At 61.7% G+C, this 15075-nt stretch carries 14 protein-coding genes; 4 read left to right on the forward strand and 10 right to left on the reverse strand.

All coding sequences use genetic code 11. The features are described 5' to 3' along the window. Positions 1-8 precede the first annotated feature (8 nt). Genes nth through rsxA form a run of 7 tightly spaced genes read right to left on the reverse strand, consistent with a single transcriptional unit; the run spans position 9 to position 6972 of the window. Positions 9-650: an endonuclease III gene (nth, locus tag I6L32_RS14635; protein WP_042863644.1), complete on the reverse strand. Its 642-nt coding sequence runs from the start codon at positions 648-650 to the stop codon at positions 9-11. A gap of 14 nt (positions 651-664) precedes the next feature. Beyond that, on the reverse strand, positions 665-1423 hold the full coding sequence (locus I6L32_RS14640; protein ID WP_216944059.1) for an electron transport complex subunit E: 759 nt from the start codon (positions 1421-1423) through the stop codon (positions 665-667). Between the two features lie 16 nt (positions 1424-1439). Continuing rightward, entirely contained in the window at positions 1440-2072 is a 633-nt protein-coding gene (rsxG, locus tag I6L32_RS14645) for an electron transport complex subunit RsxG (RefSeq protein WP_042015982.1), read from the reverse strand. A gap of 43 nt (positions 2073-2115) precedes the next feature. Next, entirely contained in the window at positions 2116-3168 is a 1053-nt protein-coding gene (gene rsxD / locus I6L32_RS14650) for an electron transport complex subunit RsxD (protein ID WP_010674314.1), read from the reverse strand. 3 nt (positions 3169-3171) lie between these two features. Then, positions 3172-5805, reverse strand: a complete 2634-nt coding sequence (gene rsxC, locus I6L32_RS14655) for an electron transport complex subunit RsxC (protein ID WP_216944060.1) — start codon at positions 5803-5805, stop codon at positions 3172-3174. A 14-nt stretch (positions 5806-5819) separates the two neighbouring features. Beyond that, a complete protein-coding gene (rsxB, locus tag I6L32_RS14660; protein ID WP_042017194.1) occupies positions 5820-6386 on the reverse strand; it encodes an electron transport complex subunit RsxB in 567 nt (188 codons plus the stop codon). 4 nt (positions 6387-6390) lie between these two features. Continuing rightward, positions 6391-6972, reverse strand: coding sequence for an electron transport complex subunit RsxA (rsxA, locus tag I6L32_RS14665; RefSeq protein WP_039038677.1), 582 nt, complete (start codon positions 6970-6972; stop codon positions 6391-6393). Between the two features lie 111 nt (positions 6973-7083). Here rsxA and I6L32_RS14670 point away from each other — a divergent pair, with 111 nt between their 5' ends. Further along, a complete protein-coding gene (locus I6L32_RS14670; RefSeq protein ID WP_128272883.1) occupies positions 7084-7980 on the forward strand; it encodes a DMT family transporter in 897 nt (298 codons plus the stop codon). Positions 7981-8041: 61 nt separating this feature from the next. Further along, positions 8042-8239, forward strand: coding sequence for a hypothetical protein (locus I6L32_RS14675; protein ID WP_039038678.1), 198 nt, complete (start codon positions 8042-8044; stop codon positions 8237-8239). Between the two features lie 72 nt (positions 8240-8311). Here the strand turns inward: I6L32_RS14675 and I6L32_RS23540 are convergent, their stop codons facing one another. From I6L32_RS23540 to I6L32_RS14690, 3 genes are all read right to left on the reverse strand, one after another. Then, entirely contained in the window at positions 8312-9610 is a 1299-nt protein-coding gene (locus I6L32_RS23540) for a PAS domain-containing methyl-accepting chemotaxis protein (RefSeq protein ID WP_216944061.1), read from the reverse strand. Between the two features lie 468 nt (positions 9611-10078). Continuing rightward, positions 10079-10504: a DUF4124 domain-containing protein gene (locus I6L32_RS14685; protein ID WP_216944062.1), complete on the reverse strand. Its 426-nt coding sequence runs from the start codon at positions 10502-10504 to the stop codon at positions 10079-10081. A 417-nt stretch (positions 10505-10921) separates the two neighbouring features. Then, positions 10922-11668: a helix-turn-helix transcriptional regulator gene (locus tag I6L32_RS14690; RefSeq protein WP_180898599.1), complete on the reverse strand. Its 747-nt coding sequence runs from the start codon at positions 11666-11668 to the stop codon at positions 10922-10924. Positions 11669-12076: 408 nt separating this feature from the next. Between I6L32_RS14690 and I6L32_RS14695 the strand changes: the two genes are divergently transcribed. Both I6L32_RS14695 and I6L32_RS14700 read left to right on the forward strand, forming a co-directional pair. Beyond that, on the forward strand, positions 12077-14290 hold the full coding sequence (locus I6L32_RS14695) for a DNA-binding protein (RefSeq protein ID WP_216944063.1): 2214 nt from the start codon (positions 12077-12079) through the stop codon (positions 14288-14290). A 41-nt stretch (positions 14291-14331) separates the two neighbouring features. Beyond that, the gene (locus tag I6L32_RS14700; protein ID WP_042008341.1) at positions 14332-15054 is read left to right on the forward strand and encodes an AAA family ATPase; all 723 of its coding nucleotides are present in this window, start codon (positions 14332-14334) and stop codon (positions 15052-15054) included. Positions 15055-15075: the final 21 nt, after the last annotated feature.

Here is a 15075-nt window from a genome sequence, read left to right on the forward strand (position 1 = left end):
CCTGCAGATCAACTCTCGGGATAGACCTTCTCTTTGTATTCGCACAAATCTTCGATGATGCAGGAGCCGCAGCGGGGCTTGCGGGCGAGACAGGTGTAGCGCCCGTGCAGGATGAGCCAGTGATGCACGTCCAGCTTGAACTCGGCGGGGACCACCTTGAGCAGCTTCTCCTCCACCTGATCGACGTTCTTGCCCACGGCAAAGCCGGTGCGGTTGGAGACCCGGAAGATATGGGTGTCGACGGCGATGGTGGGCCAGCCGAAGGCGGTGTTGAGCACCACGTTGGCCGTCTTGCGGCCGACGCCGGGCAGGGCCTCGAGGGCCTCGCGATTCTCCGGTACCTCGCCGCCGTGGCGCTCCAGCAGAATGGCGCAGGTCTTGATGACGTTCTCGGCCTTGGTGTTGAAGAGGCCAATGGTCTTGATGTACTCCTTGACCCCGTCCACCCCCAGTTCCAGCATGGCCTGGGGGGTGTTGGCCACCGGATAGAGCTTGTCGGTGGCCTTGTTGACGCTCACGTCGGTGGCCTGGGCCGAGAGCAGCACGGCGATGAGCAGCTCGAAGGGCGTGGTGAAGTTGAGCTCTGTGGTGGGATGGGGGTTGTCATCGCGCAACCGCTCCAGGATCAGCCTGCGTTTCTGGTTGTTCATGGCTCTCTCTTGTCTCAGAGCTGGGTAGTGCGGGCGCCCACCGCCGGCACGGTGCAGTGGGCCTTCTCGGCACTCTGCTTGCGGCCCATCCAGTCGTTGATGGCGTTTTTGCCGGCGATCATCAAACCGAGGCCGATGAAGCCGCCGGGGGGCAGGATCGCCAGCAGCAGGCTGGCGTCGGCGTGGAACAGCTCGACGCGCAATGACTTGGCCCAGTCACCCAGCAGCAGCTCGGCACCGTCAAACAGGGTGCCCATGCCGATGATCTCGCGAAGGCCCCCCAGTACCAGCAGCACCAGGGTAAAGCCCAGCCCCATCATGAAGCCGTCGAGAGCGGCAAGCAGGGGCGGGTTCTTGGAGGCATAGGCTTCGGCGCGGCCGATGATGACGCAGTTGGTGACGATGAGAGCGATGAAGATGCCGAGCGCCTGATAGAGGCCGTAGGTGTAGGCGTTCATCAACAGCTGCACGCTGGTCACCAGGGCCGCGATGATCATCACGTAGACCGGGATGCGGATATCCTTGGGCACCCAGTTGCGCACCAGGGAGACGGCGAGGTTGGAGCAGACCAGTACCACCATGGTGGCAAGGCCGAGCCCCAACGCATTGGTAAAGGTGGAGGAGACCGCCAGGGTGGGGCAGAGTCCCAGCACCTGCACCAGGGAGGGGTTGTTCTTCCACAGTCCCTGCAGCATCAGCTCCTTGAGCTCTTCGCGGCGGCCACTTTCCCCGGCGGGTTGGCTGGCCGTGTCAATCACGTCGACTTGTTCCATTGCGTGTGCTCCGGCGTTAGGGGTTGGTATGGCAGGAGGGGGCATCGTGCAGCAGTTCGGGGTGCTCCTGTTGCAGCCTCAGCAAATTTTTCACCGCCTTGACCACGGCCCGCGGGGTGATGGTGGCCCCGGTGAAGGCGTCGAATTCGCCGCCATCCTTCTTCACCGCCCAGGTGGCGTCGTTGTCGGCCGTGAGGGACTTGCCGGTGAAGCTGTCGATCCAGCTGGATTTCTTCAGCTCTATCTTGTCACCAAGTCCCGGGGTTTCCTTGTGGGCCAGCACCCTGACCGCACTGACGGCCCCTTTTGCATCGGTGCCGACCACCATGCGAATGGCTCCACTGTAACCATCGGGGGCCACGGTTTCCAGCGCGTAGCCGGTGTGCACCCCCTTGAGGGTGGCGGTATAGAGGGGCATGGGCTCATTGCTGCCCAGGTATTCCCGGCTGCTGACCAGCTTGCAGCTGGCCACCAGATCGTTGTCATAACTCCCCTCGGGCAGCAGGGCCTGCAGGGTGCGCAGCTTCTCCAGCTCTTGCTGGTGGGCGATGCGATCCCGGGTCAGTTCGTTGGTCAGCACCACCATGGCGGTGCAGCCGAGGGCAAAGAGGGCCAGGGTCAGGCCATTCTTGCGCATGCTTTTCAACATGGGAGGCTCCCTGTCTCGCGTCTGCGGCAATTCAGATGTGGGTTCATTTGCGACGGGCTCCATAGACCTTGGGGCGGGTCAGACTGTCAATCAGGGGAACGCACAGGTTGGCCAGCAACACGGCGAAGGCGAAGGCATCCGGATAGCCGCCAAAACGGCGGATGACATAGACCAGCACGCCGATGAGCACACCGTAGACGAGGCGCCCCTTTGCGGTGGTGCTGGCACTCACCGGATCGGTGGCGATGAAGAAGGCCCCGAGCATGGTGGCACCGCTGAACAGGTGCAGCATGGGGGTGGCGGTGGCATCCGGGGTGGCCAGATAGCCCAGGGTGGCAGCGAGCAGCAATGCGCCCAGCACGGCAGTCGGAATGCGCCAGTTGATCACTTTCTGCTGGAGCAGGAAGAGGCCTCCCAGCAGGTAGCCGAGGTTGACCCAGCTCCAGCCGATGCCACCCCAGCCCTCGAAGACCTTGTGGGTCATCACTTCGGTGGCGGTCAGCCCCTGGGTCAGCCCGGTCTTTAAGGTATCCAGCGGCGTGGCCATGGTCAGGCCATCCACCCCCTGCTTGAGCTGCAGCATGCTGTAGCCGTCGAGGCTGAAGCCGGTGAAGATCACCGAGGCCGCATCGGCGAAGCCGATGTCGTAGGCGGCGATGCTGGAAGGGGGCAGCCAGCTGGTCATCTGGACCGGGAAGGAGACCAGCAGCAGCACATAGGCCACCATGGCAGGATTGAACAGGTTCTGACCGAGCCCGCCATAGAGATGCTTGGCGATGATGATGGCGAACGCCGTGCCCAGCACCAGCATCCACCAGGGCAGCAGGGGGGGCAGGGAGAGACCGATGAGCACGGCGGTGAGCGCCGCGCTGCCATCCAGCAGGGCCGGTTTGACGGGGCGGCCGCGCAGGCGAAGGACCAGGGCCTCCGAACCCAGGGCCGTGACCAGCGCCAGCAGGATCTGGATCAGGGTCCCCCAGCCGAAGAACCAGGTCTGCGCTAGGAAGCCGGGCAGGCAGGCCAGGATCACCAGCACCATCAGGGTCTGGGTCTGTTTGCGGTTGTGGGCAAAGGGCGCACTCGCGATATTGAACATGGATCAGTGGCTCTTGTCGGTCGAAGGGGAGGAGGCAGCCTCGGCCGCCAGCTTCTTGGCTTTGGCCCGGGCGATGGCGGCGGCGATGGCCGCTTTCTTGGGGTCCACCTCGGCGGCGGGCCTGGATGCGGCGGCAGGGGCCTCGGCGGTGGAGGTATCGCTTGTGTTCACGGATGTCTCACCCGCGACCACAGGCCCGTCACCTTGCGCCTGGGCGGCTTTCTTGGCCTTGGCCCGGGCGATGGCGGCGGCAATGGCCGCCTTCTTGGGATCCACCTCGGCGGCGGGCTCGGATGCGGCAGCCGGGGTCTCAATGGCGTTATCGGTTGTGTTCACGGATGTCTCACCTGCGACCACCGGCCCGTCACCTTGCGCCTGGGCGGCTTTCTTGGCCTTGGCCCGGGCGATGGCGGCGGCAATGGCCGCCTTCTTGGGGTCCACTTCGGCGGCGGGCTCGGATGCGGCGGCCGGGGCCTCAACGGCGTGTTCGGTTGTGTTCACGGATGTCTCACCCGCGACCACCGGCCCATCACCTTGCGCCTGGGCGGCTTTCTTGGCCTTGGCCCGGGCGATGGCGGCGGCAATGGCCGCCTTCTTGGGGTCCACCTCGGCGGCGGGCCCGGATGCGGCAGCCGGGGCCTCAACGGCGTGTTCGGTTGTGTTCACGGATGTCTCACCCGCGACCACAGGCCCATCACCTTGCGCCTGAGCAGCCTTCTTGGCCTTGGCCCGGGCGATGGCGGCGGCAATGGCCGCCTTCTTGGGGTCCACCTCGGCGGCGGGCTCGGATGCGGCGGCCGGGGCCTCAATGGCGTGTTCGGTTGTGTTCACAGATGTCTCACCTGCGACCACCGGCCCGTCACCTTGCGCCTGGGCGGCTTTCTTGGCCTTGGCCCGTGCCAGGGCAGCGGCGATGGCGGCCTTCTTGGGATCCAGCTCTGCCTTGGGAGGTTGCTCCCCTGGTGCCGGGGTGTCAGTCAGTTCATTGCCCTCGCCATTGGCGGCCTTGGCGGCACGACGGGCGATGGCCTCCTGCTTGCGCGCCTCACGGGCGGCAATCATGGCCTCGTTGTCCGGTGCGGGTTCGCTCACGGCCACCTGGGCCGTCTCCTGTTTGGCCTTGATGCGGGCCAGGGCGGCGGCGACCGGATCTTCGCCCCCGGCCGTCGTCATGGCCTGGCGACGCTGGGCTGCGGCTTCGGCGTGGCGGGCTTCGCGGGCCGCCTTCTCACGCTCGAAGCGAGCCTGCTTGGCCTCGAAGCGCTGCTTGGCACGTTCGGCCTTCTCGGCCTCGGCACGGGCCTCGCGGATGTCATCCTTGGCGATCTTGTAGTACTGCACCAGGGGGATTTCGCTCGGGCAGACCCAGGCACAGGCGCCGCACTCGATACAGTCAAAGAGGTTGAGCTTCTCGGCCTTGTCATACTCCTTGACGCGGCTGTACCAGTAAAGCTCCTGGGGCAGCAGGGTGGCGGGGCAGGCATCGGCGCAGGCACTGCAACGGATGCAGGCCTGTTCCGGGCCGGGGGGCGGCAGCTCGGCGCGGGTGGGGGAGAGCAGGCAGTTGGTGGCCTTGACCACAGGGACCATGGCGTGGGGCAGGGTGAAGCCCATCATGGGGCCCCCCATGATGACCCGCTGATCCGCCTCCGGTTGCAGCTCGAAACGCTGGAGCAGCCAGCGTACCGGCGTGCCCAGACGCACCCAGGCATTGCCGGGTTTCTTGAAGGCGTCGCCGGTGAGGGTGACGATGCGCTCGATGAGCGGCTCCCCATCGATGATGGCGCGCTTGATGGCAAAGACGGTGGCGACGTTGAGCACCATGATGCCCATGTCCACCGCCCGGCCTCCTTTGGGCACCTGGCGTCCGGTGAGCAGCTCTATGGTCTGTTTGGCGCCGCCGGAGGGGTACTTGGTCGGTACCGACTTGACCAGCACGTCGGCGTCGCTGGCATGGCGGGTCAGGGCCTCGATGGCCGCCGGTTTGTTGTCTTCCACCCCGATCAGGGTGAGCTTGGGCTTGAGCAGGTGCTTGAGTACCCGGATGCCGTCCATGATCTCGTCGGCGTACTCCTGCATCAACCTGTCATCCGTGGTGATGTAGGGTTCGCACTCCAGCCCGTTGACGATGAGGATCTCGGTGAGCTGGCCACGGCCGTCGAGCTTGCTGTGGGTCGGGAAGACAGCGCCGCCGAGCCCGGCGATGCCGGCCTGCTGGATGCGCTCGAGCAACTCCCCCCGCTCCAGGTTCCAGTAGTCAGGCTGGGGTGTGCGCTCGCCCCAGGCATCGTCTCCGTCCGGGGTGAGGAGGATGCAGAGATCGTCAAGACCGGAGGGGTGCGCCACCGTGTGCTGTTCGATGGCGGTGATGGTGCCCGAGGTGGAAGCGTGCACCGGCACGATGCGCCCCTTGTCAAAACGGGTGAGGGGTTGCCCCTTCTTGACCTTGTCCCCCACCCGCACCAGCAGTTCGCCGGCCGGACCCGCGTGCTGGCGCACCGGAATGATGAGCTGGGGGGGAAGGCCCGCGTCAACGACGGGGGTCAGGCTGGACTGGTGCTTGTTCTCGGGGGGATGGATGCCGCCGTGAAAATCCCACAGAGTGCCGGCTTTGATGCGTTCGAGCAGATGCTGCATGGTTACTCCGCTGTTTATTCCACTATCTTGACCGGAATGGCGACCTTGGCCAGATCCCATTTCCAGTTGTCGACCGTGGTCGGCACCGGGATCATTTCGATACAGTCGGTCGGGCAGGGGTCGACGCAGAGGTCGCACCCGGTGCACTCGGCTGCGATGACGGTGTGCATCGCCTTGGTGGCACCCAGGATGGCGTCGACCGGACAGGCCTGGATGCACTTGGTGCAACCGATGCACATGTCTTCGTGAATGAAGGCCACCTTCTTGACGGGGATTGCCGCGTCTTCACCGCCGTCCAGAGATTGGGGCTCGACCCCCATCAGGTCGGCAATCTTGCGCATGGTGGCGTCGCCACCGGGCACGCACTTGTTGATCTTGTCGCCATTGGCCAGGGCTTCGGCGTAGGGTTTGCAGCCCGGGTAACCGCACTGGCCGCACTGGGTCTGGGGCAACAGGGCATCGAGCTGATCGACGATGGGATCGGCCTGCACATGAAACTTGACGGCGGCAAAGCCGAGAATAATGCCGAAGGCCAGGGCAAGCAGGGCCAGCACCAGAATGGCAAAGAGTATGTGAATCATAGCGTTATATCTTGATGAGGCCGGTAAAGCCCATGAAGGCCAGCGACATCAGGCCAGCGGTGACCATGGCGATGGAGACGCCACGAAACGGTGCCGGCACGTCGGCGGCCACCAGCCGCTCACGCATGGCGGCAAAAAGGATCAGCACCAGGGAGAAGCCGACGGCGGCCCCGAAGCCGTAGATGATGCTCTGGATGAAGTTGTGGCGCTCGTTGATGCTGAGCAGCGCCACGCCGAGCACGGCACAGTTGGTGGTGATGAGCGGCAGGAAGATGCCGAGCAGGCGATAGAGGGTCGGGCTGCTCTTGCGGATCACCATCTCGGTGAACTGGACCACCACGGCGATCACCAGAATGAAGCCCAGGGTGCGCAGGTAGGCGATCTCCAGCGGGATCAGGATATAGTGCTCCATCAGATAGGAGCAGGCGCTGGCCAGCGTCATGACGAAGGTGGTGGCCAGACCCATGCCGATGGCGGTTTCCAGCTTGCCGGAGACACCCATGAAGGGGCAAAGGCCGAGGAACTTCACCAGCACGAAGTTGTTGATCAGCACGGTGCCGACCAGTAAAAGCAGGTACTCAGTCATTGAAGATGGGTTATCCGGTATGAAGGCGGCCGTATTATCTGATGTTAGGTGCCTTTAGACAACCGCAAGGCCGTATGGTTATTATTCGAATGCCCAATTCATGGAGGCATTGTGCGCCCTTTACCCGTCCTGACGCTGACCCTGGCCATGCTGCTCTGGTCCAGCTCCTTCATCGCCCTCAAACATGTGCTGGAAATCTGGTCCTTCGGTCAAGTGCTCTTCATGCGGATGGGGGTGGCGTCCTGTTGCTGGCTGCTCTGCTACCGCCAGCTTGGCCGCGTCACTTACCAGAAGGGGGATTGGCGCTGGTTGGCCCTGATGGGGGCGCTTGAGCCCTGCCTCTACTTTCTTCTTGAAGTCAACGCCCTGCGTTACACCAGTGCCGGCCAGGCCGGTATGGTCTGTGCCCTGCTTCCCCTGATGGTGGCTCTGGTGGCCTTCGTGCTGCTTGGAGAGCGGGTGAGTCGCCGCCAGCTGCTGGGCTTTGCCATCGCCATCGTTGGCATCGCCCTGCTGGGGTTGGGGGAGGGCGCCGACGAGTTCGCCCCCAACGCCCTGCTCGGCAATAGCCTGGAGATGGGCGCCATGCTCTGCGCCGCCACCTATTCCGTGGTATTCAAGAAGCTCTCCAGCCGCTACGGCGTGATGACACTGACAGCGTTGCAGGCCTTCGTCGGCACGCTCTTCTTCGCGCCCTTTGCCTTCAGTGCGCCCTGGCCCGCGAGCTGGGCCTGGCAGGACATGGGGGTCATCCTCTTCCTCGGCGCCTTCGTGACACTTGGTGCCTACCTGCTCTACAACTGGTCGGTGACCCAGGTGAAAGTGACCCTGGCGGCTGCCTATGTGAACCTCATCCCGGTCTTTACCCTGCTGCTCGCCTATCTGCTGCTGGGAGAGACGCTCACGGCCCTGCAATGGGTGGCCTGTGCCGCCGTGCTGGCCGGCATCGGGGTGGGCCAGCTGCCGTCCGGCAGGAAGCGTGCGCAGGCAGTCGCCACCGGGGGATGAGTCGCTGCCATTGGGCTACAGTCTGGACAGGGAAACACGCTGTCTAAGAAGGAGCCGACCGATGAGCGACATGCACTTGCTGGCCGCGGCCAAAAGCCTGTTGAGCCATCCCCCCTTTACCCTGGCCGATGCCAGAGCCCTGGAGGCGCTGGAAGAGGAAGCTGTGGGGGAGGAGGGGCTCTGCATCGCCGCGCTATGGGACATCGCCCTCGCGCTGGCGGACGAGGAAGCCAGACACTATCTCCTGGGGGATGGCTGAGCGGGTTTCGGGTGGGCGGACAGCAATGACAACGGGGGGCCTGGGCCCCCCGTTGTCATTGGCAGCTGTCGCTCAGATGGAGAGGCTCTTGACGGTGTCCGACACCGAGTTGGCGTCCTCGATGATCTCCTTGATGACGTCGGCGATGATGGTGGCCTGCTCCTGACCTGCCACCGCCTTGTCGGAGACGACGGAGACGGTCTGGGTGATCTGGGAGGTGATCTCCGAGTTGTGCTTGATGACGGTGACGATCTCGCTGGTGGAGCTGGAAGTGCGCGCCGCCAGTTGCCTCACCTCGTCGGCCACGACCGCGAATCCCCGTCCCTGTTCCCCGGCGCGGGCCGCCTCGATGGCCGCGTTGAGGGCCAGCAGGTTGGTCTGATCCGCGATGCCGCTGATGGTGGAGATGATGGATTCGATGCTCCTGGATTGCTGGTTGAGCTGCTCTATCTGCTTGCTGACCGCATTGACCGAGGTGTTGATGTGAGAGGAGGTGTCGAGCACCCTGTCGATGACCTCCCGCCCCCTGGCGGCGCTCGCGACGGTTTCGCTGGCGATGGCACACGCCTTCTGGGCCGCTTCCCGGGTGGAGATGGATTTCTCCACCCGCTCGGTGATGTCGCTCGCCAGCTTGATGATTTTGACCACCTTGCCCTCGTGGTTGAAGATGGGGTTGTAGGTGGCCTCCAGCCATATCTTCTCCCCCCGGTGACCCAGACGCATGAAAAGCCCTGACTTGATGTCACCCGAGCCGAGATCCTGCCAGAAATGGGGGTTGTTCTGGTAGAACTCGGTGTCACAGAAGAGACGATGATGCTTGCCGACCACCTCTTCCAGCCGGTAGCCAAAGCAGTTGAGGAAATTCTGGTTGGCGGTGATGACTGTGCCATCGGGTTGGAAATCGATGACCGCCAGGGACTTGTCCAGGGCTGCCAGCAGGGCCTGGGTGCGCTCCAGAGTGGATTGCTGCTGGGTCACGTCGGAGGCGACCTTGGCGATCCGCACCACCTTGCCGGCGATCACGATGGGGAAATAGGTCGCCTCCAGCCACACGGCCTTGCCGGATTTCGACTGGCGAATGAAGCGACCGCTGCGGGAGACGCCGTGGCGCAGATCCTGCCACAAGGTCTCGTAATCCCGGGTATTGACATCGTCGGGGAAGCAGAGGGTGCTGTGATGCTTGCCAATCACCTCGTCACGTTCAAATCCCACGATCTTGAGAAACAGCGCGTTGGCGAAGGTGACCACTCCCGCCGGGGTGAACTGGACGAAGGGGACCTGCAACTGGATAGCCTGTTCAAATGCCCCCAGTTCCACCACCCTTGCCGCTTGCTCACTGGCTTCCTTGCTTGCTTTTTGATTCCAGAACATGACAGCGCTCCTCCATGAGACCCTTGAATGGGATAACGACCAAATCTGAGTAAATTAACAATAGCATTGCGTCCTGATGAGTCGTCATCGAACTCAAATTAACTTTTTATTTTTCAATGTTGATAAATGGCTTTTTAATTGTGGGGTCTCGTACAAGGGTTATTTATCTCCTGGGCCGCCCTGGCCCCAGGGAATATTGGCATGAAGGCGCCTCTTTTGGCACTGACTATTCTATATATCGCCTTCATATGAACCCAGTGGCGCGCCATGTGGCCTACATGGGGATTCAATGAGTCTTATATGGGCACAGTGAAATAGGTGGAGGCGGGGATCTGGAAATAGCCGCTATCTGACTCTCTGGTGTGAGAAATAAACGGCCAAGGGTGTGATGTTCTGGATGTGCGGCATGTGTGAACCCGTGACGACATTGCCGCTTCGGTATATTTTCTGTCCCGAAACAGGGAGTGTTTATTTTGCCTGCAAGGTGGAGAGTTTCTGGTTCAGGGACTCAATCTCTTTCTGATATCGGGTAGTGACCGATTGCATCTCTGCCGAGACATTGCGGGATCTTGCCTTGTTCTCCGTGATCTGGGTCATCTCGTTGTTCATCTTCTGCTTTTTGGCCTCGATCTCGGTGCGTAGCGCCTCGGCCTGGCGTTGTTTCTGGCCGTTCGCCAGGCTCTGCTCTATCTCCCGGGTCTGGTTGGCCGCCTGCTCCACCGCCTCGGGGGAGGGGGTATAGACATTGAGTGCCATGGGTTTGGCGTCGCTGCTGCAGGGGATGTCGCTGAAGGTGATCTGCCCATCGCGGGCGCATTGATAGACAGCCGCCTGGACAACGGGGACGGTGGTAAGCCCCAGGCAGGCGAGAGAGATGACCAGCATGCGTGACATAGACTCCTCCTTGAATCCTCTTCCTTGCACACTAGTACATGGCGCAAGGTCAGACAACGGCCTCGTTCCGGGTGTGACATTCCGGTCCTCACGTTGCCTCTCTCTGGTCCATGGCGGGGAGATCTCCTGCGTAATGGGTGTGCCATGGCGGCATAAAGCGACGGATCCCAGCCTGTTGTAACCAGTCACCAAGAGTGAGAAAACCGGGAGCAGCCGAAAGCAAGTGGGATCTCGTGGGACAAACTCAAGGCTGACAAGGTTTGGAGGATGATCGGGAGGTGCCTGGCTCTGGTGGCCTCAAAATGATAAAAAGCGCATCGCTCTTGGGAGCGATGCGCTGAAAATGATAACTCTGACTTTTAACTCTGGCGTGACGCCGCCATGTTCAAACCGCTGTCTAACAGTGATTAGATGGGTTTAAAAAAAATCGTGTCCTGCCCAGACAACCTTGCCGATCACGGCCAGGCTTTCCAGCTGGTTGGCGGGAACGACCTGCAGGGGATAATCAACCCGGTTATCGCTGATGATGGTGATCCCGCCATCGAAGTTCTTCTGCAAGCGCTTGGCATAGAGTTCCTCTCCAAGCCGCAACACGAAGATGGATCCGTCTTCGATCTGATTCTTGCTGATATCGACCAGGATGGAGTCGCCAGAGTGAATGGTGGGTTCCATGCTGTCGCCTTTGGCGAAGACCACCACCAGGTTATCCGGGCTCAACTTGCGAAACGTAAGCCACTTGCGGCGAAATGCCAGCTTGCGTTTAACCTCATGATCATCATTAAACGCGCCATGGCCGGTACTGACGGTGACATGGTAGCCATCGATCAGCGCGTACTCCTCATCAAACTCATCACGACGCACCGCTTGCTCGGCAACTCCATCGGGATGTTTCGGGCCCTGACCCGTGGCCAGCCACTCCAGATTCACATTGCACGTTCGCGCAATGCGCAGCGCCTTGTCGATGGTGGGCAGCGAATTGAACGGGGGGAAGTATTTGCGCATCCCCGACTCACTCATCCCCACCAATTCGGCAAATGCCTTGTAGCTCAGACTCCCACGTAGCTCGTCCAGGCGGTCACTCAGAGTATCCATTCCAACCGTCAGAAAAGATACCTCACCGTCTTTTTGTGCTGATTGTGGTTTTTCTTCATAACGCTCTGACATACAAGGAATTCTCGGCTAGTGGCTATTGCTGGTGAGTCGATAGACAAAAAATTCCGCACAAAAAGACTTGTCAATCTTTTTGGGGTGATCAATCATTCATATGTGACGCATTGCGACATAAAATCATTCTTTTATAAATGATAAAGATACGCATCGCGACACTTGATGATACCGAAACGGGGTGAGTATGTCAGGGAAAACACCAGAGTGGATCAGGGCTGAGCTCATAAAACGCGGATATTCCCAGGCTGCTTGGGCCCGCGCCAAAGGGTTGCATCCCAGAGCAGTGCAGCGCTGCATCAAACAATATGCCCCCTCCATGGGCGTCAGCCCCAAGCGCAGGGAAAGTCGTTCCATCATGGCGCAGCTTTCCGACTCGCTGGGCATCGACTTGCTGGGAGGTAGCCAATGAGTACCTGGTTCACCGCCCAAGGGTTGGCCGGATTGATTGGCATGCCAGCCTATCCCGATGGTGTGCGCAAAAAGGCGGAGCGTGAAGAGTGGCAAAGTCGCAAGCGCGAGAAAGGCAAGGGCGTTGAATACCACATCAGCTCATTACCCGCAGAAACCCGACGTTACCTGGCGGAGCAGGCTGTCGCCCAGCAGGGGCAAGCGGTGACCGATCATGCGGCCGGCGGCAAGGCGATGGCCAAGCTGCTTGCCCGCGAGGTGCCAGTGAAGCCGGATGCGGGACGCAAATTGCTGACCCTGGGGGCCGCTGCACGCAAGAAGGTAGATGCCCGGTTGTTGATCCTGCAGGCCGCCGATCTCTTCCTGGCACCTTATCAAGCCTGCCAGCAAGGGGAGGTGGGGCGTCGCGCTTTTATCGAGGCATACCGTACCCGCAGCCTGTCACTCCCAGCGAGTGTCTATGAGCAACAGAAGCCGTTCAGCCTGATCACCCTGCGGCGCTGGCAAGGCACCCTGGCGGATGCCGGTCCGGCGGCGCTGGCTGGCAACTACCAGCGGGAGCGGCCATCCAGCGTCGAGCAAAGCCCGGATCTGGCCCGCTTCCTCACGGCACTGATCATTGCCAAGCCGCATCTGGCCAACAAGTGGGGGGCATTGCATGAGCTGGCGACCCAGTACAACGAGATGAACCAGCTTGGCTGGCAGATCCCGAGCCAGTCCTCCCTGCGACGCTGGCTGGTCAAGTGGCTGGCAGAGAACAAGGTGGCCTTTACCTATGCCACCAACCCCGACGCCTACAACAACAAGTACCGCACCGCCATCGAGGAAATGTACCCCTGGATGGGCCAGCCCAACGACGTGTGGGAGTTCGACAGCACTCCCGTCGATGCCATGTTGGTGGACGGTCGTCACAGCATCATCGCGGTGATCGATGTGTTCACCCGTCGGGTGCGGTTGCTGGTGGCCAAAACCTCGTCGAGCGAGGGGATCTGCCTGCTGCTGCGCAAGACCCTGCTGGCCTGGGGCACCCTCAACGACAACGGGGTGATGCGTACCGACAACGGCTCTGATTACGTGAGCCAGCGGGTCATGTCCATCTGCACCCTGCTCGGCATGAATGTCAGCCGCTCCAACGCCTACTCGGGATGGGAGAAGCCGCATATCGAACGCTTCTTCCGCACTCTCTCCCACGGCCTGATCGAGCTGCTGCCTGGCTATGTCGGTCACTGCGTGGCTGACCGTCAAGTGATCGAGGCTCGCAAGAGCTTTGCCGAGCGGCTGGAGGAGAAGCGCAAGCCGAATGCGGAGAAGGAGCTCTATGAGCTGGCCATGACGGCGGCCGAGCTGCAGACCCTGCTCGATGACTGGCTGGATGCCCGCTATCACAACCGCAAACACAGCTCGCTCGGGATGACCCCCAACGAGAAATACCAGAGCGCCCGTTACCAGCGCCGCGCCATCGTCGATGAATCGGCGCTGGATCTGCTGCTCAACCATATCGGTGAGGCCACGGTCTCCAAGGGTTTTATCAAGGCCGGCGGCCTCAGATACAGCGCCCCGGAGCTGCTGGAGAACAGTTGGAAGAGCCAGCGGGTCAGCGTGTTCCTCGACCCGAGCGACGTGGGCCGGGCCATCTTGTACCGCACTGGCGACTGGAACGAGCGGATCGAGGCGGTGAACCTCGACTTGCTGGGCAATGGCGTCAGTCCGGATGCCTTCCGTGCGGCCAAACGTGCCGATGCCAAGGCGCTGGCCAGCTTTCGCCGCGAAATGCGCAATCTCGCCAAGACCTTCGGCGTCAACGAGCTGCATCAGGATGTGGTGCGTCACTTTGTTGACCAGGCCCGTGATGTGGCCCAGTTCCAGCGCGGCGATCTCGGGCTCGATAACCCGGCACTGGCCGCACTCTCAGGCGTTACCACTCCCCGCGAACCGGCGCAATTCAGCGCCGCCGAACTGGCTGCGATAGAAGCCCACCGCGAGGAGAAAGCGGCCCGTGCCCAGGCGGCGGCCGGGCAAGAATCCAGGGCACTCAAGACCGAGTACGAGCAGGCCATCTATCTGGCCGAGAAGGAGTTGGATGCACCGCTGACAGAGCGGGAGAAGGAATGGCTGACCAAGTACCTCTACAGCCACAAGCTGATGGCGAAACGGATCCACCGCCATCTGGAAAGCACCAGGGCCACTCGCAACACCCAGGCAAAAGGTTAACGAGCGGCCCTGTAAAACAACCTCATAAGGACAAAAACACTATGAAACACAAGATCGTCGAAGTCAAAAACATGATCAAGACCGAGCAACTGCTCGACAACCTGCTCAACCGCTCCAGCATCGTGCCGGGCATTGGCCTTATCCACGGGCCATCCGGCTTCGGCAAGACCACGGCCGTGGAGTGGCTGTTCAACCAGGACGAAGTGAACGGCATCTACGTGCGCTGCTACAAGGCCGACACAGTGACCAGCCTGCTGGAGCAGATCGCCAAGGAGATCGGCATTCCCCAGCGCCACAACCTGCGGGGGCAGGTGGACAGTATCGTCGAGGCGGTCCGAGCCGAGGAGCTGGCCATCTTCGTGGACGAGGCGGACTACGTGGTCGGCAATGCCCGCATCATGGAGACCCTGCGTGATATCTACGACGCCACCGAACAGCCGCTGATCCTGGTAGGGATGGAGGAGATTGCCCGCCGCATCAGCCAGCGCAAGCAACTGTTCAACCGCATCTCCCAGTGGATCGAGTTCAAGCCGGCGGACCTGGAAGACGTCTCCCTGATTGCCAGCGAAATGCTGGAGGTGGACGTGGAGATCGACGACGCCCTGCTGGACCTCATCCGCAAACGCTCCAACGGGGTGGTGCGCACCATCGTCTCGGCCCTGGACAAGATCGAGAAGATGGCCATGGCCTCCGATGCCCGGATTATCCGGCTGGAGGACGTGGACGCCAGCGAACTGCTGCATGACGTGCGCCGCAGCCGGTAGCTACTGGATTCCAGCAAATAA

The organism is Aeromonas sp. FDAARGOS 1402 (genome assembly GCF_019046925.1).
In the GTDB taxonomy this organism is placed as follows: domain Bacteria; phylum Pseudomonadota; class Gammaproteobacteria; order Enterobacterales; family Aeromonadaceae; genus Aeromonas; species Aeromonas caviae.